26 protein-coding genes are annotated in these 26,019 nt (G+C 52.5%); 16 read left to right on the forward strand and 10 right to left on the reverse strand.

Annotation, left to right across the window (positions count from 1 at the left end; translation table 11 throughout):
• Nucleotides 1–249: 249 nt before the first annotated feature.
• Nucleotides 250–1,461, reverse strand: coding sequence for a S8 family serine peptidase (locus ACTNE6_RS18965; protein ID WP_442497881.1), 1,212 nt, complete (start codon nt 1,459–1,461; stop codon nt 250–252).
• Between the two features lie 553 nt (nt 1,462–2,014).
• Here ACTNE6_RS18965 and ACTNE6_RS18970 point away from each other — a divergent pair.
• The 3 genes from ACTNE6_RS18970 to ACTNE6_RS18980 all read left to right on the forward strand — a co-directional run bounded on the left by ACTNE6_RS18970 (nt 2,015) and on the right by ACTNE6_RS18980 (nt 4,300).
• Nucleotides 2,015–2,518: a hypothetical protein gene (locus tag ACTNE6_RS18970; protein ID WP_442497882.1), complete on the forward strand. Its 504-nt coding sequence runs from the start codon at nt 2,015–2,017 to the stop codon at nt 2,516–2,518.
• Nucleotides 2,519–2,890: 372 nt separating this feature from the next.
• Nucleotides 2,891–3,574, forward strand: a complete 684-nt coding sequence (locus ACTNE6_RS18975; RefSeq protein ID WP_442497883.1) for an SAM-dependent methyltransferase — start codon at nt 2,891–2,893, stop codon at nt 3,572–3,574.
• Between the two features lie 42 nt (nt 3,575–3,616).
• Nucleotides 3,617–4,300 (forward strand): type 1 glutamine amidotransferase domain-containing protein, encoded by a 684-nt coding sequence (locus ACTNE6_RS18980; RefSeq protein ID WP_442497884.1) that lies wholly within the window; start codon nt 3,617–3,619, stop codon nt 4,298–4,300.
• 7 nt (nt 4,301–4,307) lie between these two features.
• Here the strand turns inward: ACTNE6_RS18980 and ACTNE6_RS18985 are convergent, their stop codons facing one another.
• From ACTNE6_RS18985 to ACTNE6_RS18995, 3 genes are all read right to left on the reverse strand, one after another.
• Complete coding sequence (locus tag ACTNE6_RS18985) at nt 4,308–6,041, reverse strand: hypothetical protein (RefSeq protein WP_442497885.1); 1,734 nt, start codon at nt 6,039–6,041, stop codon at nt 4,308–4,310.
• A 27-nt stretch (nt 6,042–6,068) separates the two neighbouring features.
• Nucleotides 6,069–7,643: an alkaline phosphatase gene (locus ACTNE6_RS18990; protein WP_442497886.1), complete on the reverse strand. Its 1,575-nt coding sequence runs from the start codon at nt 7,641–7,643 to the stop codon at nt 6,069–6,071.
• A gap of 182 nt (nt 7,644–7,825) precedes the next feature.
• The gene (locus ACTNE6_RS18995) at nt 7,826–7,948 is read right to left on the reverse strand and encodes a hypothetical protein (protein ID WP_255528734.1); all 123 of its coding nucleotides are present in this window, start codon (nt 7,946–7,948) and stop codon (nt 7,826–7,828) included.
• 401 nt (nt 7,949–8,349) lie between these two features.
• Here ACTNE6_RS18995 and ACTNE6_RS19000 point away from each other — a divergent pair, with 401 nt between their 5' ends.
• Complete coding sequence (locus ACTNE6_RS19000; RefSeq protein WP_442497887.1) at nt 8,350–8,982, forward strand: VPLPA-CTERM sorting domain-containing protein; 633 nt, start codon at nt 8,350–8,352, stop codon at nt 8,980–8,982.
• Nucleotides 8,983–9,381: 399 nt separating this feature from the next.
• Entirely contained in the window at nt 9,382–9,969 is a 588-nt protein-coding gene (locus tag ACTNE6_RS19005; RefSeq protein ID WP_442497888.1) for a Tll0287-like domain-containing protein, read from the forward strand.
• 156 nt (nt 9,970–10,125) lie between these two features.
• Here ACTNE6_RS19005 and ACTNE6_RS19010 read toward each other — a convergent pair whose 3' ends face one another.
• Together ACTNE6_RS19010 and ACTNE6_RS19015 are read right to left on the reverse strand one after the other, a co-directional pair.
• A complete protein-coding gene (locus ACTNE6_RS19010) occupies nt 10,126–11,160 on the reverse strand; it encodes a cytochrome-c peroxidase (protein WP_442497889.1) in 1,035 nt (344 codons plus the stop codon).
• Nucleotides 11,161–11,271: 111 nt separating this feature from the next.
• Complete coding sequence (locus ACTNE6_RS19015) at nt 11,272–11,916, reverse strand: hypothetical protein (protein WP_442497890.1); 645 nt, start codon at nt 11,914–11,916, stop codon at nt 11,272–11,274.
• A 349-nt stretch (nt 11,917–12,265) separates the two neighbouring features.
• Here ACTNE6_RS19015 and ACTNE6_RS19020 point away from each other — a divergent pair, with 349 nt between their 5' ends.
• The 10 genes from ACTNE6_RS19020 to ACTNE6_RS19065 all read left to right on the forward strand — a co-directional run bounded on the left by ACTNE6_RS19020 (nt 12,266) and on the right by ACTNE6_RS19065 (nt 19,696).
• A complete protein-coding gene (locus ACTNE6_RS19020) occupies nt 12,266–12,493 on the forward strand; it encodes a (2Fe-2S)-binding protein (RefSeq protein ID WP_442497891.1) in 228 nt (75 codons plus the stop codon).
• Nucleotides 12,494–13,139: 646 nt separating this feature from the next.
• Nucleotides 13,140–13,469 carry a hypothetical protein gene (locus ACTNE6_RS19025; protein ID WP_442497892.1) on the forward strand — a complete coding sequence of 110 codons (330 nt, stop codon included), beginning with the start codon at nt 13,140–13,142 and terminating at the stop codon, nt 13,467–13,469.
• Nucleotides 13,453–14,064: a type II toxin-antitoxin system HicB family antitoxin gene (locus ACTNE6_RS19030; RefSeq protein WP_442497893.1), complete on the forward strand. Its 612-nt coding sequence runs from the start codon at nt 13,453–13,455 to the stop codon at nt 14,062–14,064. The genes ACTNE6_RS19025 and ACTNE6_RS19030 overlap by 17 nt, the downstream gene beginning before the upstream one ends.
• Nucleotides 14,061–14,501 (forward strand): DUF6941 family protein, encoded by a 441-nt coding sequence (locus tag ACTNE6_RS19035; protein ID WP_442497894.1) that lies wholly within the window; start codon nt 14,061–14,063, stop codon nt 14,499–14,501. The genes ACTNE6_RS19030 and ACTNE6_RS19035 overlap by 4 nt, the downstream gene beginning before the upstream one ends.
• Nucleotides 14,502–14,854: 353 nt before the next feature.
• On the forward strand, nt 14,855–15,652 hold the full coding sequence (locus ACTNE6_RS19040; protein WP_442497895.1) for a UDP-2,3-diacylglucosamine diphosphatase: 798 nt from the start codon (nt 14,855–14,857) through the stop codon (nt 15,650–15,652).
• 24 nt (nt 15,653–15,676) lie between these two features.
• Nucleotides 15,677–15,910, forward strand: coding sequence for a hypothetical protein (locus ACTNE6_RS19045; protein ID WP_442499720.1), 234 nt, complete (start codon nt 15,677–15,679; stop codon nt 15,908–15,910).
• Between the two features lie 449 nt (nt 15,911–16,359).
• The gene (locus ACTNE6_RS19050; RefSeq protein WP_442497896.1) at nt 16,360–17,151 is read left to right on the forward strand and encodes a GNAT family N-acetyltransferase; all 792 of its coding nucleotides are present in this window, start codon (nt 16,360–16,362) and stop codon (nt 17,149–17,151) included.
• Nucleotides 17,123–17,923, forward strand: coding sequence for a lysophospholipid acyltransferase family protein (locus tag ACTNE6_RS19055; protein WP_442497897.1), 801 nt, complete (start codon nt 17,123–17,125; stop codon nt 17,921–17,923). Before ACTNE6_RS19050 ends, ACTNE6_RS19055 begins: the two co-directional genes overlap by 29 nt.
• The gene (locus tag ACTNE6_RS19060; RefSeq protein WP_442497898.1) at nt 17,923–18,939 is read left to right on the forward strand and encodes a M14 family zinc carboxypeptidase; all 1,017 of its coding nucleotides are present in this window, start codon (nt 17,923–17,925) and stop codon (nt 18,937–18,939) included. Before ACTNE6_RS19055 ends, ACTNE6_RS19060 begins: the two co-directional genes overlap by 1 nt.
• Nucleotides 18,932–19,696 (forward strand): alpha/beta fold hydrolase, encoded by a 765-nt coding sequence (locus tag ACTNE6_RS19065; RefSeq protein WP_442497899.1) that lies wholly within the window; start codon nt 18,932–18,934, stop codon nt 19,694–19,696. The genes ACTNE6_RS19060 and ACTNE6_RS19065 overlap by 8 nt, the downstream gene beginning before the upstream one ends.
• Before the next feature lie 315 nt (nt 19,697–20,011).
• On the opposite strand, the gene ACTNE6_RS19070 is transcribed toward ACTNE6_RS19065, so the two are convergent.
• Nucleotides 20,012–21,676 carry a hypothetical protein gene (locus tag ACTNE6_RS19070; RefSeq protein WP_442497900.1) on the reverse strand — a complete coding sequence of 555 codons (1,665 nt, stop codon included), beginning with the start codon at nt 21,674–21,676 and terminating at the stop codon, nt 20,012–20,014.
• An 88-nt stretch (nt 21,677–21,764) separates the two neighbouring features.
• Between ACTNE6_RS19070 and ACTNE6_RS19075 the strand changes: the two genes are divergently transcribed.
• Nucleotides 21,765–22,220: a hypothetical protein gene (locus ACTNE6_RS19075; protein WP_442497901.1), complete on the forward strand. Its 456-nt coding sequence runs from the start codon at nt 21,765–21,767 to the stop codon at nt 22,218–22,220.
• A gap of 978 nt (nt 22,221–23,198) precedes the next feature.
• Here the strand turns inward: ACTNE6_RS19075 and ACTNE6_RS19080 are convergent.
• From ACTNE6_RS19080 to ACTNE6_RS19090, 3 genes are all read right to left on the reverse strand, one after another.
• Complete coding sequence (locus ACTNE6_RS19080; protein ID WP_442497902.1) at nt 23,199–23,615, reverse strand: cupin domain-containing protein; 417 nt, start codon at nt 23,613–23,615, stop codon at nt 23,199–23,201.
• Nucleotides 23,616–23,647: 32 nt separating this feature from the next.
• Nucleotides 23,648–24,403: an SDR family oxidoreductase gene (locus tag ACTNE6_RS19085; RefSeq protein ID WP_442497903.1), complete on the reverse strand. Its 756-nt coding sequence runs from the start codon at nt 24,401–24,403 to the stop codon at nt 23,648–23,650.
• Nucleotides 24,404–24,570: 167 nt separating this feature from the next.
• Nucleotides 24,571–25,524 carry an alpha/beta hydrolase gene (locus ACTNE6_RS19090; RefSeq protein ID WP_442497904.1) on the reverse strand — a complete coding sequence of 318 codons (954 nt, stop codon included), beginning with the start codon at nt 25,522–25,524 and terminating at the stop codon, nt 24,571–24,573.
• Between the last annotated feature and the right edge of the window lie 495 nt (nt 25,525–26,019).

Here is a 26,019-nt window from a genome sequence, read left to right on the forward strand (position 1 = left end):
AGCTGCAGGTTGAACTAACATGCCGTCGAATTGTTAATCGAAAAGCATAAAATCGCTTGATTTGACAATTCAAGACATCCAGTTTTTATCAAGAATGAAAAGGAAAAAAAGATTATATCACGCGCTAGAAGATCATACCTCGCGTTAGGATGGTTGCGGTTGCTTCTTCAGGATAATTGAAAGAAGCCGATCACTGCTCCGTATATTTTCCACAAAATCAGGCCCCGGACAATTAGTTCAACAAAAAGTTCACCATGACTGTTTAATCATTAAAGACGTTGCGCCCGTCAAAGGCGTACCGTCCGGGTTGGTGACCGTGTTGGGCGTCATGGCGCTCTTCAGTCCGTCAAAAGCCCGTTTCGGTTGAGCGCAATAGCTGGGGTATAGCTGGCAGCCGATAGCAAACAATCCGCTCACAAAGGGCGCGGAGACAGATGTGCCGCTCCAGGCATAGAGCGCGCCGTCATGTCCATACAAAGGAACGTCTTGTCCCGGCGCAAATAAATCGATCTGCCGGCCTGTGCGCGATTTGGGCCATTTAATATCCTTGCCGGACGACAATAAAGCACTGCCGGTGGCGCCGACTACAAACACCTCATCTATCCGGGTCGGTGAATAGTTAGCCGTATCACAGCCATCATTCCCCGCCGAAACCACAATGATTACGCCATGCGCATAGGCCGCCCGCATAGCGTCTTCCAGTGCGGTTGAGATGACCGGAACGTTGCAGTCGCGGGTATTCGCCCCGTTACTCCAGTTCACAATGGTGCCGGCAGGCGCATTTTTGGCCAACCAATCGAAAGCGAACAGATGGGTAGACAAACTGGATGTATCTGAACAGCCCTGGGTTATTTTGGCCGAGATAATCGATACGCCTTTTGCTACTCCGAAGAGATTTCCTCCGGCCGCATCGGCCACCGCTGTCCCATGTCCGTTGCAATCCTGGCCCCATGTTGCTGTTTTGTGGTCGGGATCATTGACATCCCAAACGGTAACGGCACGCCCCCCGAACTCGGGCAGACTGGTATTAACGCCGGTATCGAGGACATAAATGGTCCGGCCGGCGCCGTTGGCGTTCCAACGATAGATATTATCAAGCGCTGCGGTGTCGCCATCGATTCTGTCCAACGCCCACCCGGGCTCGACTTGTTCATTCTGGACGCGCAGCTTCAGATCCGGCTCAATTCTGAGTATGCGCTTATCCTTATTCAACAGCTGAGCCTCAAAAGAATTCATCTTGATGTGGACGGCATGAGTGGACGAAAAGATATTTTCTACAATCCCGTCAATACCCAGATTAACCGCAAAGTCTTCCTTAATTTTGGCAAGCTGTGCCGCATCTTCTAATTTTTTCTGAACCTCGGCGAATAGATCCATTATTTCCGGTTCGTCCGGATTCAGGGTTACAATGTAAGAGCCTTCTATAATTTCGCTGCGCACCTTGCTTACTTGTTCAGTCACAGCCTCAATGCACGCCTTGCCTGATTGTTCATCTTTAATCCCAGTGCACGCCTTGCTTACTTGTTCGCTGATCGACATAAGCTCTTCGGCAGAGGCCATTTGACACGCAACGAGCAACCCTAAATACAAATACTTTTTCATTGGCTTCTTTGTTTTAATTAAGGTTTAAGTACTGACGGGGCTACTCCGAGCCCAAGTACTATTGAATGGACCACGGCCTGCGTCTTCGTGGTTGCGTCATCTCAGCCGTTATAGACAAGAAAAAAAGAATGATTGTTTCGAAAAATTCGATCCATACTGTCCTTTACCTTTCTCTCTGACAGTTCATATTTCGCCGTTGCCTGATATAACCCAACATGATGAGCAGGCATAAGGCAAAGAGCGAAGATCAGAGCATTTAATGGCTGAGATGCTATCCGCAAATAATCGAATCTTTTTTGACATCGCTTCCTTGTTTGCTAACATTCGCCATGAGTTGGCCTTGTCGTTGCCGGCTTTTCAAACTAGGACCTATTCAACTTGTTGTTTTTCAATCTCTAAAGGAAAAATAAAAATGAAGAACTATGCTTGCCTGCTTTTGCTCGGATCGGCGCTGTCGATCAGCGCATCCGCCTTTGCTGAAAATCGTGCGGTTAATGTCTCCATCGGCAGCATTGGCGGCGCTCTCGATGAAGCCGCTGTGCAGACAGTCCGTCAGGTCATCGGCCATGCGGTCGCCAGTAAGACTGTCGATAAATTCATTGTGAATAGTCCGGGAGCCGGCCTGCCTATTCCCGTCGAAGGCAATTTGTCCCTGTGCGCCGAAGCGGGCTTCAATACAGATGATGCAGAGTTTGACGCTTTTATCGATCAATTGCATTCAATCAGCCCCAAAGCAGGAACCTTCTATAATGTAGAACTCGCTCCAAGCTGCGGGACAGCTGACAACGGCAATGTCGGCGGCGGCAGCGATTCCACTTTCTGCACGATGGACGTAAAAATCTGCCCCGATGGTTCTTATGTAAGCCGTCAGCCGCCTTCTTGCCAATTCGCCCCTTGCCCGGTAGTGACTAGGTAGCAGCAACACCCGAGTCCTTTCTCGCGCGGCAAAAAGCGCTAAACCCTCGTTATCAGGCTTTTTGCCGCAACTGCAAGGCAGTCAAAAATTTCTCATTATTTAACTGATGTTACGACGGGCACCTTTTTCCGTTTGCCGCGCCGAGCACCGCAGCTTTTAGCGGCGGTAGGCGGGGTTGATAAACCCAGCATTTTGGCCGCCCATGCCGGGTTTCCGCTAAAGCTCCAACCCAGCCTACACAGACTGTTAAAAGCAAGCAGCTCGCCTTCGGGCGCGATAAACCCGATCAAATAAAACCGTCGCGCTAGCGACACTTTATTAAACCTCAACTAACTGCGTAGCATCAGTTATTTAATTAAATAAATGACGACAATGGGCTTAATACTGGAAAAAATCGTACCGTGGGGGCGTTCCTACGAGGAATATGTCGCCATGTTTGATCTTACGGACACCGAATTAAAACTTGCCATTCTCGGCTGCGGCGACGGCCCGGCCGGCTTCAATGCGGAACTGACCCGGCGCGGCGGCCGCATCGTTTCAGTCGACCCGATCTATGCATTTGACGCGGCGCAAATTAAAAGCCGCATCCTGGCGACTTATGAAATGATAATGGCGCAAATGCGCAAGAACCAGGCCGACTACATCTGGAAGGCCATCGCTTCAGTTGAAGAGCTCGGACGCGTCCGCATGTCCGCCATGGACGCGTTCCTGTCGGATTACGAAAGCGGCAAAAGTGACGGCCACTATATTGCCGCGGAATTACCGTCTCTGCCGTTTGCAAACGGCAGCTTCGATATCGCGCTGTCATCGCATTTCCTGTTCCTGTACAGCGACCATTTATCGCCCGAATTTCACCTTCAGGCTTTAAAGGAAATGCTGCGCGTAGCCCGCCAAGTGCGAGTATTTCCATTGCTGACGCTGGCCGGAACCCGCTCACCCCATCTGGAATTCATAATGCAATGCCTTGAAAGCCAAGGCTTTGGCGCAGAGCTCAGGCGCGTTCCTTATGAATTTCAACGGGGCGGCAATGAAATGTTGCTTATCGAACCGGTCTAATGGTTTTAACAATCTGGGCAACCAAACAGCAGGAGGTTTGCTATGAAGATTCTGATTGTACTCACGTCCCATGACCGGCTCGGCGATACGGGCGAAAAGACGGGATTCTGGCTGGAAGAGTTCGCCGCGCCCTATTACGTGCTGAAGGATGCCGGAGCGACGATCACGCTGGCATCACCCCAAGGCGGCCAGCCGCCGGTTGACCCGAAAAGCGATCTGCCCGAGAACCAGACCGAAGCCACCAGACGGTTTCATGCAGATGCCGCCGCACAGGCCGAACTTGCCCGCACGCAAAAGCTGGCCGACGTGTCGGCGGGCGGTTTCGACGCCGCCTTCTTCCCCGGCGGCCACGGCCCGATGTGGGATCTGTGCGACAACGCCGACGCCATCGCGCTGATCGAGCATTTCGTGAAAGCCGGCAAGCCCGTCGCGGCAGTCTGCCATGCGCCGATTGCGCTGGTGAATGTGCATGGGAAGAACGGCGAATACCTCGTCAAAGGCAGGCGCGTGACCGGGTTTACGAACACTGAAGAAGAGGCAGTAGGTTTGACATCCGTCGTGCCTTGCCTGCTGGAAGACCGGCTGAAGGAGCGGGGCGCCGTTTACGGCAGGGCTGCTGACTGGGCGCCTTATATCGAGGTGGACGGCAAACTCGTGACCGGCCAGAACCCGGCCTCGTCGGAACCTGCCGCGGAAGCGCTGCTGAAGCTGCTTCGTGCGGCTTGAATGACGCCTAGTCGGCCGGCTCGATCCGATAGGCTTCCATCATGAATTTGTTCGTGCCCGGCTCATCGGAAGCAATATAAAGCTTATTATCGTGGATAATGGGCATGGACAAGGGACGGCCTGTGCCTTGCATGATGCCTTTGGCCACCAGCGCGCCGTCTTTCAGGCGCACGCCGTAGATGACGCCATGCCGTTCAATATCGACCACCCAGACATAGGGCTCGCCCTTTTTACCTGACGAAGCGATGACCGGCAAACTGGGATGACTCCTGAAAGCCTGCACGGCTTCCGGCGTTTTCGGATCAGGAAACTGCCAGAGCCGCCTGAATTGCGGCCGGCCATTTTCGAGCACGATTTTCAGGGCGACCAAGCCTGCCGGATGCGTTTTGTCGGAGACAAACGTGGCGATAACGACAACCGGCGTCCGGTCGATATAAGCCATGACCGGCTGCGTGACTATCATGCCTCGCCAAGGCGCTGTACAGCCATCGTCCAATGTGCCGCACAGATCGACGATCTGCAAACGGTCGTACTGCATGCCCAGATGGTCTGCGTCAATCAGGTAGACGCCGCCGTCCTTGGCCGGCTGCACCAGCACCGAAGCGCCGTTTTGCAGCTCCGCCTTTATCGGCGCACTTGAACCCAGATCATAATCCATGCGCGCCAGGCACTCCCAAAAGGTTTTATCGTCGCACTCGCCGCCGTGCGGCCGCAATGGAGCGCTATGATCCGGCAGGCGCGGTATGAACAGATTCTTGCAGGATGCGATGCAGTCCGCGGACGGATTGCCCGGATTGAAATTGGCGCACAACCGGGTATCGCAGCCGGGGTCGAACTGCAGTCCCGGCTTCAAGCGCATCACGGCATTGGCGTAGTCGCGCCGGGCCAGATCCACCTGCCCGTTGCCCGTCGGCGCAAGCAGTTCGAAGCCATCGCCGGTCTGATAAATCTGCGGGCCGGCCGGCGTCCAGATGCCGCCGCCGCAGATCATCTCGGTTGTTCCTCCATAAACCGTCGTGATCGGGCATTCGGCCTCCGGCGTCGTCACCAGCACACTGCTGACTGCCGGCTTCGCGCCTTGTTGCTGCCAGGCATCCATGTCGATTTCGAAAATCCAGCCGTGAAAGGGCTGGGCATCGCCTGCATTACCGAAAGATGCATAGACATAGCCCAGCTCGCCCCCAAGTTTAACCGCATGTTTGACCGCCGCGTGCGAATAAGCCGTAGGCGGATTGAATTTTACGGAGGCGGCGCCGTCAGCTGCCGGCAGTTCTGCCGATAAAATCAGCACCGGAAAATTTTTGTGTACCTGTCGCCGGGACAGATCAATAACGGCGATACGGTGGCTCGTGCGCCGGCCTTGTTCAAGACATTGATAAAGCACGACCAGCTTGTCGCCGATCAACGCCGGCGTCGAAGCGATCTCCACCTGCTGGCCATCGGGAACAGGCACTGCAATCTGCCACGCCAGCGCGCCTGTGTCGGCATCCTGAATCGCAACAATGCCGTTCGATGCCGCGACAATCAGCAAAGGCCTGCCTTGAGACATATCCAGTAAAGGCGATGCGAGGATTCTCTCGTTAAAAGCCACTGCGGTACGGGGCTCGGATGGGAAGATGCCAACCAGCTTAAAGGATTCAAGCTTGTCTGAATCACCCCAATAAACAGCGCTATAACTTATCGCCGCCAGGCTCAGGACAGTCACTGCAGCTGCAAAAAAGCGATAAGAATATGCTGTCAATGGTATCTCCTGTAGCGTCGGTTTGGCTCAATACAACGCATCGCTGATCAGTCGGCCTACCTGCGTATGATGTAGAATTCCTGCAAAAGGTTTCATGCCGGCTTCCGGTCCCTGCGCAAACACATAGACCGGGGTACTGGTATGCGTGCCGCTTGCCCAGACCACTTGCTGACTGGCCGCGACAGCGCGCGCCAGCAGGTTTTCGCGATTGTCCTGCTGATAGACGAAAAACGCTCCGTTGCTATTTATCCTGGGCACGCGCCTAGCGCCCAGAACGCCATGGCCGGCATGAAAGAACGGATTGTCCTCGGTCGCCAGAATGTCCACGGCTTGTGCCTCGGTAATCTTGAATTCGGTGTAGCGATTGACCAGCTCGGCCAGTTTTGACGGCGTCTGCTGCGGCAAAGGCAAGGTGTCGAACTGTTTAAAAATATCGTGATAACTGAGCTGTTGCGCGTACAGTTTATCGAGCACCTCGGGGCTGCCGAAATTAAAGCCGGGCTGGAACTGACTGTTTGCGAAGACGGCGCCGGGCAATTTGCGCGGTTGCGGAATGTTCTCGGCCGAATAGCTGAAACCGAAGCCGCCTGTTTCATGATCGGCCGTAACGATGATCAGCGTGTCCTGCCGGTTTGCCGCCCAGTCCAGTACGTAATTCAGCATGTCATTGAAGCGCAGCATTTCATGCAGCAGCAGGCCCGTATCGTTGCGATGGGAGGCCCAGTCGATCTGCCCGGCTTCAATCATGAGAAAGAAGCCGCGTTCATTGTCGTCCAGGATATCCAGCGCCTTGGCCGACATTTCGCGCAGAGTGGGCTGCGCATGGCTCGCATCCTTTCTAAGCCGCGTTTCAGTAATGCCGTCCGGCATGGCGGAGCCGGCAAATAAACCCAGCGTTTTGCCTTTGGCTTGTTGCAGCTGAGCTTTATTGAAAGCCAGCGCATAACCTTGCTGCTCGGCCTGTTTCAACAGGTCTTTGTTGTCCTTGCGTTTTGATTTGACGGCAAGTCCATTGCCGATCAGTTGCAGCGGCGGAGTCGCTCCCTGATGCGGAATCCAGTAATCCAGGCCGCCCGACAGCATGACATCGGCCTGCGCGGCCAGCAGATCTTCGGCGATATCATTTTCCTGGCTGCGGTGAGCCTGATGCGCGGCAAATGCGGCAGGCGTCGCATGCGTCATGCGCGTGTCCGAAACCAGTCCGGTAGACTTGCCCATGCGCCGAGCTTTTTCGATGATGTTTTCCTGGCGGTTGCCGTCCTGGTCCAGCCCCAGCATTTCCGGACCGGCCGGCCGCCCTGTCGCCAGCTGCGTGCCCGATGCAGCCGAATCGGCCACCAGGGCATTGGCCGTATAGGTCATGGAGATGCCCAGCCGACCATGCTCCATCATGCGGTCTAACGCCGTAATCCGGTCGCCTATCACACTGTGAGGCGCCTGCCGCGCATACGACAACAGCAAGCCGACCTGCTGCGGGCCCATGCCGTCGCCGATAATCAGGATCACGTTTTTGACCGCCGCCCTCTCCGGCCTGATGTTTTCCGCCGGAGTGCAGCCTGACAGGACAAGGGTTAATAAGCAATAAATCCAGACTTTCAGCATGTGATACTTTGTGGTGCTTGTGCGTTAATTGAGCTAGACAGTGGATAAGGCATTTTTGCTGCAAATAGCATGAAGAAACTCCCGTATCATTGCCAATTGCTCCATGCGGTCATATCCATTACGTCCATATAGATAGTTAGCAGTCTTAATAAGATTTTGATGGGTTTCAAAAAAGCATCAGCCTAATTGTGAGCCATAAACTGCTGAGCGATGCTCATAAAGGCTATCAATTGACCGTAAATTAAACCGAAAGCGGCGGCAATGACAAATAGACCGGTAAAAATATCTTTTTGTAACTTATTCATCTGGCTATCCTCGCTCACTGTAAATCCAGACAGAATAATCACTTTACGAGTAAATTCCGTGACAAACAGGTGACAGTTTTATGACAGATTTACAGGACTGCTGAAAAGATGCTCGCTGTGATGCATGGCTGCTCTTACCCTAATATCTCTTATCGTCTGTTCCACTGAATAATAATTACCCCATTTTCAATATTTACTGATTTCTTGTGTTAGATATTGCTTACTGAGGTGGTTGTACAAACTAATTGAATTATGAAATCAATTAGGCAAATAAATTAATGTGAAGCTCGTCACAAAAATAATAGACGAGTATTGACTAAGCTGATATTCTCCTATTCAGCCTACTAAGACCAAAAACAAATAGTGGGGGTTAAAGTTGTTGTTTATTTAGGGCATTATTAATGAAGAAGATATTTTGTTCTGCTGTACTCTTTTCGACTCTATTCGGGATGAATGCCACGCAGGCTGCCGTTATTGATTTCGATGTCGACCCAAGTTCCCATTTTGGAAATGGCAATCCTTACCAAGAGGATGGCTTCCAGATATCCAACAGTAAAAATAACCATGATGGCCTCGTGTTCTGGGGTAACAATATAGGTAACTGGTGGTCTCAACATAATGCTGACCCGGGAGGCAATACCCTTAGCCACAATTATGGCGGCTCAACGATGACCCTCACAAAAATCGGCGGAGGTCTGTTTGATTTTAATTCCATTGATCTAGCGGATATCTACAACAACGGGATAGCAGAAGATGTTCAGTTTAATTTCCTGTTTGGTGATTCTTCAACTCTTCAAACCACTGTTACCCTGGATAATCTGGTAGGTTTGCAAACTTTCACATTTAATCAATTCGGCCTTTCACAGATTTCCTGGACGCCTCTAACTACACCCGGGCCATTCCTGCAATTGGATAACATCGTTGTTGATGCCTCAGTGTCTCAAGTTCCGATTCCTGCGGCTGTCTGGCTGTTTGGTTCGGGCCTGGCCGGATTGCTGGGTTTTAATCGCAAACGCGCTCAAGCTGCAGCATAACGCTATTGCCGCACCATATACCTGCCTGCCGGGTAAGCCGCAGGCGGTTTTTTATGGTCTTTCCTGTCCGCTGAAGCTGGCACCCATCCACAGCCCTTCAATTTGGCGCCACCCATGGCCCGTCATCCAGCGGCAGGTCATGGCCGGCCCAAGAGTGGCTGCAATACTGCCAATGCCATTTCCGATAGATATCGACCGAACGCTCGGGCGCTCTTTCTGTATGTTCTCCTAGGCCGTAACGATAACGTATTCAACATCGAATCGAATACAGATAAAAAAAGTGATGAAATACCGGCTGAGCTGTCTAAACGGCTTGTTGAATGAGCCGATTGATTCAGCGCGTTCTGGCTGCCGGATTACGTAGGGTTATAACGAATATTCAATACCAGGAGAAGAAAAATGCCCAAATTCATTGCAAAAAGTGTTTTGATTTTCATCGTTTCGGCGACTTCGTTTGCCGGGCCGGCGGATAGCGAAACGGATCAAATGCCGTATCTGGAGGAAAGCCGCAATATCGCAAAGGAATTCATGCAGACATTGGGCGGCACTTTGAAAAAACAGTTGGAAGCCGGCAACGCGGAAAGTGCGATCGGCATCTGCAAGCGTATCGCGCCGGAGATCGCTGCCGGCTATTCGAAAGACGGCCGGGTGGTCAAGCGCGTCTCCCTGAAGAACCGCAATCCGTTAGTAGGATTGCCGGATGAATGGGAGCGACAAGTCCTGGAAGATTTCGACAGAGAATTTCACGATGGCAAGCCTGCCGCCGAGATAGAAAAAATCGCCATCGTTCAGGCGCCTGAGGGGCGCTGGTTCCGGTATATGAAAGCGATACCGACCCAGCCGATGTGCCTGCAATGCCACGGGACGCCGAACGACATCCCGGAAGGCGTGAAGGCGGTACTGGCGAAGGAATATCCGGAAGACAAGGCGACCGGTTACAAGGCCGGCGAGATACGCGGCGCCATATCGATCAAGCGGCGCATGTAGTTATAGGCCGCTTGATGCAGATAATCTTGCCGCCAACAGGATAAGCGCATCAATTGCCGTCGATGCGCTTTCTGACACTGGACCAGGCCATTCAATCAAGACAGCCTGGTCATCAAGCCAAGTGATACGGGCATAATGAATGCCGCTCCCCCGGTATCAGTCAGCCTGGGGTTTCGGGGTTTTGGCGGTAGAAGCGGGAAGCACCGGGTAATGCACGTCAGGCTTCTTGCCGGTGAGACTGTCCAGGAAGGCGACGATGCTGTTTGCCTCCTGGTCAGTCAAGGTAACGCCCAGCTGGGTTTCTCCCATGATTTTGACCGCCTCGTTCAGATCCCATACCGCGCCGTTATGAAAATAGGGGCCAGTTTCGGCGACGTTCCTGAGCAACGGCACTTTGACCATCCCGCTGGCATCCCCTACGAAATCGCCCAAACTGGCGTATTTATAGGGTTTGACGGCAGGGAATTTTTGCAGGGAGCCGCCGCCTATACCCACGCCGTTATGGCAGGATGTGCAGCCTTTATCGATGAAGACTTTAAGGCCTTCTTTCTCTTTGGCGTTCAAGGCGTCGTCGTCGCCGTGCATAAAGGCGTCAAACCGGGAGGGGGTGACCAGCGTGCGTTCAAACGCGCCGATCGTTTTACCGATATTTTCCAGCGTCACCGGATTTTGCTGACCGGGAAAGACCCTCCGGAAGCTATTCACATAATCAGGAATAGAGGAAATGCGCTCCACGGCCAGTCCTGCCGGCATGGCCATTTCCGGACCCGCTTCAATAGGGCCTGTGGCCTGTTCTTCCAGGCTCGGGCTTCGCCCATCCCAGAACTGCTTGACATTGAAGACCGAGTTATAGACGGTCGGCGAGTTGAGGTGATGGGGATTATGCTGCCATTTATGTCCGATGGCCGCAGGAATGCCGTCAACACCGCCCATGGCCAGGTTGTGACAGGTGTTGCAGCTGATCAGGCTGCTCTTGGAGAGTCTGGGATCAAAATAGAGCTTTTTGCCCAGATCAAGCTTATCCTTGTTGATCGGATTGTCGGGGTTGTCGATCAGCTTGAAGAGTTCGGCATGGTTTTGCGGGATAGGCTTAAGGCCCGCGTCGCTTGCTTTCTTAACCAGATCCTCTGCCGCAACGGCATTGACGCTGAATCCAAAAAGAATTAAGGCTGCGCTCTTGAGTAGTTTCATGGTGCTCTCCCTTGTGTTGAGGTTAAAGTGTTTGATCAATTCTTGCGACGCCGGTTCAGATGGCAAAATTCGATGAAGCGATCCAGGTCGTCACTCTGACGGCAACTAGGCTTAATGCTCGCGGCCGCCGTTCTCCGGCACGCTGGCAACGACATTCATATGGGTGGCAATATCGACGCCCGGATCAACCAGAATCCGTTCGCCGCCATGCTGAAAGGCAAATCTTTTCAAGGCCTTGAGTTCCAGAAAATAGCCTAGGCAGCTGGCTCCCGGCTCAAGTTCCTCGGGCATCATCGCATTGCAGCGAGGATCAGTAACAGGGCGCGAATCGGTGCTCTGGCCCGTGATCCAGTGGAAATGCGCATAGCTGCCGGGCTGGGGGATATCGTTGCGGCTGTTTACCAGCCAGACGGGGTGGTCAGCGTTATGGTAGAGAAATTTGGCCTGTCCGGGTTTGCCATGCAGGAACCAGCCGATCACGCAGTCGCGGGAGGGCGTATCCTCATTGCAATGATGCGCCACAGGATAGCCTTCGGACGTGACCTCGCCGGTGAAGACAATATACAGAAAGCCAAGAATTTCGCCGTTATCCAGCAATTGGCTCTGCTGGTGGCTGTCAATATGGTTACCGAACAGAAAGGAGAATGCTGAAGCATGATCGTCCTTCCAGCTCGGCTCAGTGGCCCATGCGAAACCTGAAAACGGATTAAGCATCATAATGATTGCAAAGTACAAGCTTACTCTTTTCGTATACATGGCAGACCTCTTCTCTAGGGTGAAGCACGACCTGTGAGCCCTCCGGTTTATTGGTGCCGGGAGGCTCTTCAATTGTGCAGGAAACCTGATCGTATGGAGTTTTTATCTGCTCTATTTTATTGAAAAGGATAAGCCTGAGAACGCAATTTAAGTGTCTATTGATATCGATGGCCCATTCTTTTCGGCCGAGAGCGGGACCTTACCAACTATAAACGCTCCATTACAACGCCTTGATCGGTTGAAGTCTGTGGCTCGTGAACCACACGTGCCATGCCGCATGGTAGAATAGCTTGGGTTTACAACATCGCCACTGATGGGCCTGCCCCATCCTATGCAATTAATACACGATATGAATGATATTAAATTAGACGATAAAGACTTTATTTGCTACTGCAGCGGCACAACCAAAGAGAAAATCAAGGAGCTAATCGATAAAGGCATCGACGATCTGGACAGCATATCGAAGCTGACCGGCGCGTGCGCAGGCTGCGGTTCTTGTGAAACGGCTGTGTCGGATTTGATCGCCGAATATAGTCAGAGCGATGTTTTACGGACCGATGAGGTTCTTCAGGGTTAACAATTCTAAAGCTGCGGCAAACCGTTCGCTGTTTGCCTGGTTCATTATACCGTGCTGAGCATGATGAAGCGCATCAGCTGGGGTTGATGCGCCCCCCTTCGACCGCGCTCAGGACAGGCCTTACGTCGGCAGCATCCTACGAACTAGCACACCTTATCGCGTTGGAGACGACCCAGATTTTTTCACTCGCTAAAGACTCATCAAGGCGCATTTTTTCCGACAGATTGCAAAAGGCGAGAGGATTTCCAAAAGCCACGAAAAGTGGGGAGATCGCGGTTTATGGCAACGGCGATTTTGGGAACACCTGATTCATAACGACACAAATTATCGGCAACCCATAGATTACATTCATTAGAATCCAGTCAAGCATGGTTGGGTGCGATGCGTTAAAGATTGGCCGCATTCGAGCTTTCATCGTTTGTGACATCTCATCTGGAATTTATGCCGAAAATTGGGGTAATGGCATCGACTTGTCGGATCGTCAGGTGAATGACTCGAACGATGCGGTTCGTGCCTCACCGCATCCTACCTCGCTTTTTTGTTGATTTCGCCAATTCACACTTTTACAGTCAAGCAACATATAATAGTAAAGATTGAATATGTATTTGTAGCCCCCGTGTTGTTATATAAATGGGGATATTGACGATTGAGTGATATCATCTGTAATATTATGGAAGCTAAAACACTAAAAAAAATCAAACGTCAGTTGCAGGAGATGTATAAATCCCCATATAACCGCAAGCCAGAGGCTTTTATCTCGATTGCGAAGCAGCTAGGCAGAACTTTAGCAAATCGGGGTAAAGAACCAACCTATATAAGAGAACATGACCCTGTGTTAAGTCCGCCGTTGAGTATTCCTAACCATCCGGGAGACATGAAGCCAGGGACTGCGCGAAGTATTATTAGTACTTTGTTAAGTGATGTTGATGATTGGGAAATTTACTTATTGGAGAAAATTGATGATGACGAAGACTGATAAAATATCTAAGGAAACAGTAGAAATTCTTAGTAAAGCTTACGCTCGTCGTCTCACTCCTGACGAGACTGGTGGATATGTCGCATCAATTCAAGAGTTCCCCGGATGTGTTGCGGAAGGTGATACCGCTGAGGATGCAATTAAAAATTTAGATAAGGCGGCTGCCTCATGGGTTGAGGTTGCATTGTCAAATGGGTATGAGATTCGCGATCCTGTCTCTTTTGATGGATGCAGCGGAAAAATTGCGCTTCGCATTCCTCGCGGATTACATAAACAAGTAGCCGAGTTAGCCGAACTAGAGGAAACTAGCATTAATCAATTACTTGTTACAGCGATATCTCAATATCTAGGAAGCCAACGTGCTTTTAGAGAAATGTCAGAAATTATTCTTGCTGATATGCGAAAAGTAATGGCAAATAGCGGAATTGTATCTCTTTACAATAATGGCTCATTAACCTATGTGGTGGCTGTTCAAGCTGAAGGGAATCATTATTACAGTAGTTCAACAACAATTGAAGGTCGACTGACTGAAAAGCTATTCGACCTTGGTAGTAATATATCAGACAAACATCAGTTAGGTGTATATCAGAAATGAAATCAAAAAAATTGCCAGAAAGCGTAAAATTTTTTATTGCCGATGATATTCGCTCAGAAGGCACTAAGCCGATGATTATCGGTTTGTTTTCTGATGATACTGTAGGCATAGAAATGCCCAAAAGCCAAATGAATCCATCAAAAGATGCCCCAATCAGGCTGCAACAGGGCATTGCAATTCTTGCCTCATTCATTGATTGTGAAGGGCCCTTTGAAACAGAGGTTAGTCTTTATCAGCCTAATGGCACTGCTCTTTTTGAACATAACAAGATTGATGGAGGTATTAACTCAGATAAGAAAAGGAAAAAAGGCAGTATCAATTTCATTTCGAAGTTTGTTCCATTTGATATTCCTGAATTCGGCCAATATAAATATGTAATTAAATTGGACGATAAAGAGTATGAATATAAGTTCAAAATCGAACGACGGAATCAGTAGGATAACACAAGCTCTACTTTCCAATTTCCAGATTCCTCTTCGAGGAAGGTTTTAAGCTATATTTAACTGATTAAATTCAGTTGCTTGTTTTACCCGGAACTGGCTCTTACAGATAAGAAAAGTTCATTAATCGCGGTCGATGCGTATTCTTTATATGTGGCCTGTATCCTATGAATTAGTGATATCTTATTTCGTTAAAATATTTGCACACTAGAAACGCCACCCCGAGATCAACGGACCCACTTCCCAATTCATAATCTCCACCCCGTAACCAACCCGTCATCAAACCGTTAACTTCCTGTAATAATGAAAGCGTATGGTAGCGCCATCACAACTTTGTTATGGTCGTTATTATGTCAATACACTACCGATCAGTCTGGATTTCGGATACGCACTTGGGGACTAAAGGCTGTAAAGCCGAGCAATTGCGGGATTTTCTCGATCATGTCGACTGCGAAACGTTATACCTGGTCGGCGATATCATCGATTTATGGAAATTCAGGAACGGTTTTTACTGGCCGACTCTGCACAGCGAAATTGTGCAGCAGATCCTGAGCAAGGCCCAGCAGGGCACGCGCGTTATTTACATTCCCGGCAACCATGACGAGCAGTTCCGCAAGCATGCCGGCATGCATTTCAACGGCATCGATATCCGGCTCAATGCCGTGCATGAAACGCGGGACGGGCGTCAGTTTCTGGTTTTGCACGGCGATGAATTCGATAGCATCGTCTGCCATAATAAATGGCTGGCTTATATAGGCGGTGAGGCGTATGAGGTACTGCTCGTCGTCAATCGCTGGTTCAACAACATTCGCTCGATTCTGGGCTACGATCATTGGTCACTGTCGGCGTTTTTGAAAAATAAAGTCAAAAACATCATCAGCATTCTGGACAACTATCAGCACGTCCTGAGTCTGGAAGCGCAGAAACGGCACGTTGATGGCGTCATTTGCGGTCACATCCACCATGCCGATATTAGGCAAATGGAGTTCGGCAAAACCTACTGCAATTGCGGCGATTGGGTGGAGAGCTGCACAGCCCTGGTCGAGCATGACAGCGGCCAACTGGCGCTGATCTGCTGGCAGGAAGCAGGTCAGACGCTGCTTGAGCGGGAAGGAACACTTACGCCGGTTTATGCGCGGGCGGCTTGATCCGTGCTCAGAAAATCTCTCTTGATGACGACCGGCAGTGTCGTCTTTGTGGTAGGAATGATCCTGTTCCCGCTGCCGGTTCCGTTCGGCTTGCCGATCATGATAGTCGGTCTTTCTATCATGCTCAAAGCCTCCAATGATGTGAAACGATTAATCATTCGGCTGTTTAAACTTCACCCTCGGACAGAAAAACTGTGGCGCAATACCCGCTCGTTGCGTCGCTTGTCGCCTCTGAAATCGATCGGCAATAAATTCTGAATACAGCCTGCGCACAGAGGCTAGAATTCATTGCCGGCGCTTATCTTCTCCAGGAGCACTGCTGCCTTTCCGTGCAAACCGGCAGTAGCTCCTTCCGAAGGACATGGCTGCGCAAAATGGCCGGCTTCCAGGTTAAGTCCATCAGATTTGTGCTCGCGCAGGTACAAATTCACTTATGCCCCAGAGGGTATTCAGGCTCAGCTACGGAAGTACGATGCGGATGCCAGGCAGCGTTTCAGATCGAGTCGAATGAATTCGCCCTACTCCCACTATCCGCCTAAAGCCTGACATCTGCTCTGAATCGAATGCCGACAATCGGCAATTTCACTCCGTCAATACTTTCACAAAAATGTCATTTTCCTGTCATGCAATGTTCACGGGCCGGACACATAACTGACATGTTGACCGCTTATTGTAACGCTGTCTTTTATTTCACCCGTTGATGACACATGAAAAATATAGATGCAGCAGTACAAATTAAGCCGGCCAGGCGATTGGAATGTTTCGTTACCCGTTCAGAGGAGTTGATAAGGCAAGCCCAGGTTTTGCGCTACCGGGTGTTTGCCGGGGAAATGGGCGCCAGACTCAAGTCCGCTTCGGAAGGGATCGATCATGATGAAGTGGATGACTACTGTGAGCATTTGGTGGTATTCGATAACGTCACTCACAAAATCGTCGGCTACACGCGCCTGCTGAATCAATATCAGGCCCAGCGGCTGGGCCGGTTTTATTCAGAAAGCGAATTCGATCTGGATCAGGTCCTGACATTGCCTGGCCGTTTCCTTGAAATCGGGCGAACCTGCGTCGATCCGGATTATCGCGGCAGTGCGGTATTGACCACGTTGTGGACGGGACTGGTGCAATATGCGCTGGAAGGCGGCTTTAACTATCTGCTGGGCTGCGCCAGCATCACACCCGGCCCCAGCGGTTTTGCCGTCGATGCAGTTTATCGCAGTATCGATGCCAGAAACAAGGCGCCGGCTTCAATGCAGGTCATGCCTAGCGTGCCGGTCCCGGCGCACTTGCGTTGCAAGCGCGATGAATCGGGTATTCCGCCGTTGCTGAAAGCCTACTTGCGCTTTGGTGCGCTGGTCTGCGGTGAGCCTTGTTGGGACGAGGATTTCAATTGCATGGATTTATTCGTGCTGCTGCCACTGGATCAGCTGCAGGAGCGCTACAGCAAACATTATATGAGAGATTATCAAGAGACTCATGGCGATCGTTGTGCGGCTGTGCTATAGGCTTTTCCTGATCATTCTGCTATTCGGTTATGGCCTGATCATTGCCACGGGCATTTTTCCGGTCGTCAACTGGCTGTGCCCGGTAGAGGATGCCGGAAACAGGCGCGACAAGCTGAAGATGCACTGGCTCAGGCTGTTCAGCCATATTCTATGCCTGGATATAATCGTTGAAGGCGACTTGCCCAGGCGCGGCACTTTGCTGGCCAGCAATCATATCTCCTGGCTCGATATCATCGTGATCGGCCGCTATCTGCCGGCTTATTTCGTCGCCAAAAGCGACATTTCCGGCTGGCCCGTCGTCGGCTATCTAGCCAGACAAGCCGGTACGATCTTTATCCGGCGCGGCGATAAGCGCCGTATCCAGGCAACGGCCAAAGCCATGGCCGAGCTGCTGAAAGACGGCCGCAACATCATCGCCTTTCCCGAAGGCACTACCACTTGCGGCGATGAGGTCCTGCATTTTCATTCGTCGCTGTTTGAGCCGGCCCTGGCGATGCAGTCGGCAATTCAGCCCGTGGCGCTGCAATATCATGGCGAAGCCAGGCTGCAGGCGCCTTTTATTGGCGATGATGCGTTCGTGCCGCATTTGATCAGGATGCTGGCGCTGGATAAAATCGAAGTCCGGCTCAGTTTTCTGTCTGTTATTGAAGGTGTCGACAACACGCGCCATGTCGTCGGCATCGAGGCCAGAGACCGCATAGCGCGGAAGCTTGGCGTTAAGCATCCGCTTGAGCCGTTGACCATTGATGAAAAGCCGCAAATTGCCGCCTGATGGGTACTGTTAATTTTCCAGAGCTCGAACAGATCAACCGCATCATCGAGCAATTAGGAGACCGGGCGAATGTCGAGGTGGTGGAGCGGATTCAATACCGGGATTACGAGTTCCCGATACACTGCATCACGCTCGGCTCAACCCGTCCCGACGCGCCCGCGCTGGCTTTGTTCGGCGGTGTGCATGGCCTGGAAAAAATCGGCTCCGAGATCATCCTGTCCTATCTGCAGAGCATCAGCCAGCTCATGGACTGGGACGAAGGGTTTCAGGCGCGCCTTGAAAGATCACGGCTAATATTCGTGCCTGTCGTGAATCCTGTCGGTGTCTGCTTCGGCACGCGCTGTAACGGCAACGGCGTCGATCTGATGCGCAATTCGCCTGTGGACGGCAAAGGCGCCACACGCATTTATAGCGGCCACCGGTTGACGCCCAGGCTGCCCTGGTATCGCGGCGATGTATTGAACATGGAGAAGGAAACCCGGGCGGTCTGCCGTATCGTGGACCAGCAGTTGTTCAGCGCGCCTCTGTCCATCGCGCTGGATTTGCACTCGGGCTTCGGCATTCAGGATCGGTTGTGGTTTCCCTATGCCGGCTGCAGAACACCGTTTGCCTTCATCGCCGAAGCCCTGGCTTTAAAGGAACTGTTCGATCGCTGCTATCGGCATCATGTATACAAAATCGAGCCCATGTGCCTGGAATACGTGATCAACGGGGATTTATGGGATTATCTGTTCGACGGTTTCCGGCGAAAGTATGGTGATCAGCGCCTCTTCATGCCGTTGACGCTGGAGATGGGCTCATGGCTCTGGCTGCGTAAGAGTCCTCTTAATTTATTCTCGCGGCTGGGCTGGTTTCATCCGGTATTGCCGCATCGGCAGCAGCGTATTTTCCGCCGGCATTTCATGCTGTTCGACTTTCTGCACCGCTGCCTGCTTTATCCGAAGCACTGGACGCATTTGGATGAACAGGAAAAAGCTCTCTTTCGAAAAAAAGCGGTAAATCTCTGGTATGAATGAGCATCTGGGGCGAAACTGGATACTGTTGCGCGGGCTGAGCCGCGAATCGGCGCATTGGGGCGACTTTGTGCCCCTGCTGCAAGCGACTTTCCCTGATGCCAGAATAACGGCGCTGGATCTGCCCGGCACCGGACGTTACTACCGGGAAGTCAGCCCGGACACGATCAGCCAGATCACGCACAAGGTGCGCGCACAGGCGCAGCAGGCAGGCCTGCTGCAAGAACCGGCAACGGTGCTGGGGTTGTCATTGGGGGCGATGGTCGCCTTCGAGTGGATGCTGACGTACCCGGGCGATATCTGCGGCGCGGCGCTGATCAATACCAGTTTCGCTGGTTTAAGTCCTTTCTATCACCGGTTGCGCTGGCAGAGCCTGGTCAGGCTGGCTGCGCTGCTTCTGAAGCGCAATCTGCGCGAGCGTGAGTCGGCGATTCTGGCTTTGGTCAGCAACCGGGCCCGGGATGAACGGACGGTGACGGCCTGGGAGAACATACAGCAGGAGCGGCCGGTCAGTCTGAAAAACAGCTGGCGCCAAATCCGGGCTGCCGCCAGCTATCGGCCCTGCGGCCTGCGGCCCGAGCAATCCGTTTTATTGCTGAATGCCTGGGGCGACCGTCTGGTTTCGCCGGAATGCTCAGTCGACATCTATCGAAAATGGCGCTGGCATTATTGCAGCCATCCCTGGGCCGGCCATGACCTGCCGCTGGATGATGGAGCCTGGGTGGTGTCTCAATTACGAGAGTGGGTCGCGCAAAATTGAAGGGTTGTTGATTCGCGCCAGTTTATACTTCGGACATGGAAGACAATAAAAAACCGCCTTCGGATTGCCCGGAAGGCGGTTATATTGTTGGCAATAACGGGTGGTATTTATGCCGCAGATTGAGCGTGTTTGCGATTAAAACCCATCAGTCCCACTAATCCAGAGCCGAATAACCAAACTGCGGCTGGTACAAGAACATTCGATACCTCATTTAAAGCAATATCATCTACAAGAAAATTATTACCAAAACCAAGCCTCAACTCATCAATAAGCCCCGATTGAGCTCCATAAAATTCATAAATACGACGTCATCACTTATCTAAGAATAATGGCGCATGAAGAAGGCGGCCGGCCAAACAGCACGTAATGAACATCGGTAGTCAGACCGGTGCTGGGCGCTGTGGCCTTGTTGACCGCCCAGCCGAAAGCTGCGAACAAGTTACCTGGATCCGACCTGGACGGCGTTGCCTGCCGAATTGTCACATAATCTCCGTAACGGGTCGTGCCGGCATTGCTGCCTGTCGTGCTATAGGCGATGAAATCACCCCAAAATCCGACCACATGGTTTTCGTAGTATTTGCTATTACCCCCATATTCGAACGAAAGACCCACTTCGCCTGTGCAAGCATTGGTCGCCAATGCCGGATAAGCGAACGCATAATCATTATTCCAGATCTGCACTTGCCTGACCTTTTTGAAGTCATTGTTTCGGTCGAATGTGACCATCTCCACGTGTGCCTGCTTGAACCTGCTGTCCGTCCCAGCGCTCCAGGCGAACCAGAGTTGATTGCCTACTCGCGTAGAGCCGATTACGCCATTTTTTGGAAATGAATTACCTCCCTGCCCGTTAAAGTTCTTAGCCAACCAATCGCGCCCATCCGGCGTCAATGAGGTCGGCGCATTATTGGCCCAGCTGGAAATGCCGCGGTCGCGCCAGAAGTAAGTATTTGCGTTTTCCTTTAGCGAAAAAATCCGCATATTGCTGTTCTTGTTGTGTCCGGCCCAGAAAATCTCATCGCCTGTATTTTGCGTCAAATGACTGCCCCACGCCATTGACGCTTTGGCGGGATCGGTGTAGCCGATGGTGATCGTGCCAGCGCCCTGCAGGGAATTCGTTCCGCTGAGCGGCACCCGTGCGACCTGCAATCCATCTTTACCATTCCAGCTCAGATAAAGAAAATTGTTGCCGACGGATAAGTCCGGATAATCCAATCCGACACCTGCCGCTCCAAAAAGAGCTGGCGTGAGATTCCAGTAAGTCCAGGCAGTGCCGTTGCTATTGATGATGGCGCTTGGACTGGCTATTGCCAAGCGATAGCCAGTCCCTTGTAGCAGCCAGACAAAGCGATCGATGCTCGGCACATATTGGACGATTTGGTCGCAACAGAACCCTATTGCGTCATCAGGGAAAATTTTCGTTGGGTCCAGCGTTTTAAAGTTGATTCCATCCGTCGAATAGGCCGCGCTCCAGTTCGCCGTAGCAAAGACTACGCCTCCGCCGGTCACAGCACCACTCGGTTCCGCACAGGCGGCCAGGGAGTCTCCGCTGCAGCCAACACCGGCCGAAGTAAGGCCTAAGCCGCTGTTGAAGACAAAATCAATGGCCGGCGGCCCGCCGACGAGCCCTATTTGATCATTTACAACGCTGGACATTGATCCAGGCGCTTTTTGAACATTGGTACCGCTGGGCACTGGCCCATCGAGCGGTATAAATGGGCCTGTCGGCACTGTCCAGCCTTGTCGATTGACATTAGTGCCAAATTTGGGCGGGCGGCTTGGGAACCTGCCGCCGGTTACAGAGGCGCTCTTCACCGAGACCGTTTTCAAATCGGCACTGCCTGGCGCGGCAGGCGGGATAGTCAAGTCTTCATTCGCGGTAAAACAGTAGATCGAAGACCCTCTGGTAGAAGCGGCAGAAGGCCCTGCGGTATAGGTTCCGTCCACAGTGAGCGTGTAGCTTCGGCCGGGGGCAAATGGCATACCGGCACCTGAGAAATTAGCGTTAAGAACCGCAGAGCGATTTGCCGGTATCGTGCCCAAGTTGCGGGGTAAAGCAGGTGAAGTTAAGTTGCCGCCATTCAGAGAGATCGAGGTGACTTTCACATCCTTTGCATCGACCTTCCCTTCATTAACGATATTGACAGCCGACAAAAGCGAACCCGGGGATTCCAAGCTTACGCCTGGCGCTCTTGCTGACAGTTCCAAAGACGATGCCGCGCATTGCAAAGTGATGTTCAAAAAGCTGCCTGGACTTGATGCAAGCCGTACCGCAAGAACATTCCGGCTGCGGAGTGTCACGGGGCGAACGATGCTATTGCTCTGCCGGTTAAAATCGGACGGACCGATGATCGGCGAGCCATTGAGAAATACCGAAGCGCTGCTCACGCGATTACTGCCGTTAGCCGCTCCGTTAGCCACAACGATTTGGCATGGCGAATTGCCGCAGCGCGCGAAATTTTTTGTAATTGTCTCCGGTGCGCCTGTGGATCGCGTGAACTTTTGGGGGCCAAAAACAACAGTGTAGGGCGCAGCGTTGGCAGTAGCCAACACCAGAACCAGCGGCACCGTTAGAGCACAGTGCTTTAAAAAACATATCGTTGCCATGACAAACTCCACAGAGAAAGCGTTGTTCATTAATCTGCACTGAACAACGCAATAAACGGATCGCTTTCCATTTCGGCTTTTTTTCCTGCGCCTTGACTCCATTGCTTTGGCCTTAATAATGGTTTCTATCCTAAAAGTAAGGAAAAACTCGCCATCGTCCTGAAGGGGCTAGGCTTGTAAATGAACGTCCCTCTTTTCCACTTTCGTCTGCCAATTTTTATCAAGCCGAAAACAAACCGTTGATAAAGCATTAACAAAATAATGGAAATTACTGCTAGCCAGTTCGGCACCCTGATTCCCACATCGCTATGCCTAATGGCAACTGCTGATGCTGAGCCAAATCAGTTTTCCATTGTTTTTATTGTTCATCCTTTTGATTGAATTTTCTATTCGTGCCATTACTGTCTGACTTAGCAGGTACTGGCTTGATTATTCGAATTATGTATTGAAAGATTGACTAATCGCTTCCAGATCAGGCCCTGTCAAAGTGCATAAACATCTTATGGAATAACAGAGCTTTTGTGAGTCATGATTATGAATCGAGCCCTAACTCACTCATGGAAAGGATCAATAGTTAAAGCTTCAGTGTAGAAACGCCCGTATAGGGGTGTTACGTTTTATTACCTTGCTGTTCATGTACCTTCATACCAGTATTATCCAAAGATAAAAAAGTGAATAGCTGCTATGTGCCAATCAGAGACATTCAAGAATTTCAGCCAAATGGCGGCTGCAATACAGAAAGCTGTCGTTCAACCTTAAGGTAAGGGGCGCGCGTCTCTTTGACCGCTGTGCCAATTGTCAAAACAGCGTATAGGGCGCATTAGCGTCAGCGTAATGCGCCGAATGACTGTTGAAAACCGGGGAGGGGCGAACACTTACGAATTTTCCAGGTAAGACCTCAGTTCCCAAATGGGATCGTTAGTTCCGTCTCGTTCGTGTCCACCACGAATACCGCGAGGAGCTTGGCCGGCTGCGTCTCGCTGGCATTGGCGCTGACACCGTGGCGGTCGCCGGGCAGCTCGGAGAAGCTCTGTCCGGCCTCGTAGGTTATCACCGGTCCGTCGTTGACCTGACTGCGGATCGCTCCCTCAAGCACGGTCGCGTAGATGAAAGCGGATTTGGCATGCGTATGACCAGGCGAGTAGCCGCCCGGGCCGTATTCGACGAGCACGCCCTTGATACTCTTGCCGGGAACGTTTGGCAGCTCGTGCTGGTAGACCAGGGTCACCTTGGCGTTCTTCGACTTCGGCGCCTCGGCGAGGACGCTGCCGAACGGCAGGGCGGCGAAGAGCAGCGAATAGAGGATGCGTTTCATGGAGTACTCTCCTTCGGTTGGTGGATGCAGGATCAGGCTCTTGCCTCTGAGCGGCGGAGCCATTCATCGAAACCGATGCGGCCGAGGCGTGCTTCGCCCAACGGCACGAGCGAGCGCTCCTCAACCCGGCCGCCGAAATAGCGTGCCTCGGGGTCACTCACAACCTCACGCGGGTCGCCGACCGCCTTCAGATAGCGGGCGACGATTTCGTTGAACGGGGCTCGCTCCGGGCCGGCGATCTCGACGATGCTGTTTCGCGGCGCCGCGAGTGCCACTTCGGCGACGATGGCAGCAACGTCGTCCGCCGCGATGGGCTGAAACAGGCCGGGCGAAAGCCTGACGACATTTCCATCCGTACTTGAAGCGGCGATGCCGCCGAGGAATTCCATGAACTGGGTAGAGCGAATGATGGTGTAGGGGATGCCGGAGGTCTCGATCAGTTTCTCTTGGACGACCTTGGCGCGGAAATAGCCATTGTCGGGCGTCCGGTCGGTTCCGACGATGGATAGCGCGACATGGTGCCGAACGCCGGCTGCGGCTTCCGCCGCGAGAAGGTTGCGGCCAGAGGTCTCGAAGAATTCCAGCACCGCCTTGTCTTCAAATGAGGGCGAATTGGCGAGGTCAATCACCACCTGCGTGCCGGTCACGGCCTCTTTGAGGCCCTCGCCGGTTATGGTGTTGACGCCGCTTTTGGGCGAGGCGGCGACGACCTCATGGCCGCCCTGGCGCAGAATGGCAACGGTCTTCGAGCCGATCAGGCCTGTGCCGCCGATGACGACGATCTTCATGGTCTGCCTCCCTTGTCGATGAGTATAGGAATTTCAAACGGTATTGTGCCAATGACTGCTGTTGCTGGCGTACCTCCCTTCCACTCCAGTGGAACTCATGCCCAACGCCCCAGACCCGCTCGGCTCGCCGGCGACGGTAGGCATCGGCGTCGGCACCGAGGGTTCGGTCAGGTCAGGAGCGCCTTGCGCAGGGCGTGGATCGCCTGTTCGATGGCTGCTGTCGCAGCCTGCGTGGCTCGGACGGGATTCAGCATCATGAAGTCGTGTATGATGGCGTTGTAGCGAACGCTCGTCGTCGGCACGCCGGCCTGGATGAGCTGCCGTGCATACGCCTCGCCCTCGTCACGGAGCACGTCGTTCTCGTCGACGATGACCAGCGCCGGCGGCAATCCGGCGAGCTGCTCGCGCGACGCGCGCAGCGGCGATGCCGTGATGTCGCCTCGCTGGTCGCGCTGCGGAAGGTACGCGTCCCAGAACCAGGCCATCGCCTTCGCGGTAAGGAAGGGACCGTCCACGAATTTCCGGTAGCTGGCACTGTCTTGCGCCGCATCGGTCACGGGATAGTAGAGTGACTGGTGCACGAAGTGCACGTCGCCACGCTGCTTCGCGAGGATCGCCAGCACCGCGGCCATGTTGCCGCCGACCGAATCGCCGGCGACGGCGAAGCGGCTCGCATCAAGGCCCCTTCGCGCGCCCTGCGCCACGATCCAGCGCGCCGTCGCATACGCCTGCTCGATCGCGACGGGATGGTGGGCTTCAGGCGAGCGATCATACTCGACGAAAGCGACAGCGGTCTCGGCGCCCACGGCAAGCTCGCGAACGAGCCGATCGTGAGTGCCGGCATTGCCCAGTATCCAGCCTCCTCCGTGCACGTAAAGGACCACGGGCACGACGGCCGGCGCGTGGACCGGCTTCACGATGCGCACCCGCACGTCACCGACCTCGGCCGGGACGGTGATCCACTCCTCTGCGACATCAGGTTTTTCGATCGGCGCGGCCTGGATGTCGTCGAGCACCTTGCGCGCACCTTCCGGGCCGAGCTCGTAGAGGAACGGCGGCTTGGCGGTGAGGTCGGCGAACTTCTGAGCCTCGGGCTCGAGGATAGGATTCGTTGTAGTCATGGGCTCCTCCTCTTGCAGTTCGTGAACAGCGGATTGACGCTGATAATGTGAAGGTATACGGCGTTGATGGGCTCTACCTCGACGGCGCGCCACGATCTTCATGGCCGCCCTCGTGCCCTTCGCCGCCGAAAAAAATTATATGGTTTCCGCATATCTACGCTGCTTTTTTTCTGTAATCAACCAATTTATGATGTGAGTTAACTAATTTATGATGTCAGTCAAGTTAGCTAACTGTATATCACCTAAAATTTCATGATATCCAGTTCCAGAAATCATGACGATGTTGGCAATTCCTCCTGATTCAGCTCTAAAAACCATGATGATCTATACTCATGCTGTGCAAAGCGTCACAATTAAGCAGGCTAAGAGTCCATTGGATTTTGAGCTTTGATGAACGCTAACTTTTTATGCCTGCTTTGAAATATATGCTGACATCCGGAAATATCGATAGAACGACTGACAAAGGTCGATTTTTGCCTGTTTGATTGACTGGCC

Origin of the sequence: Methylobacter sp. sgz302048 (assembly GCF_052162025.1) — a bacterium.
Taxonomy (GTDB): domain Bacteria; phylum Pseudomonadota; class Gammaproteobacteria; order Methylococcales; family Methylomonadaceae; genus Methylobacter.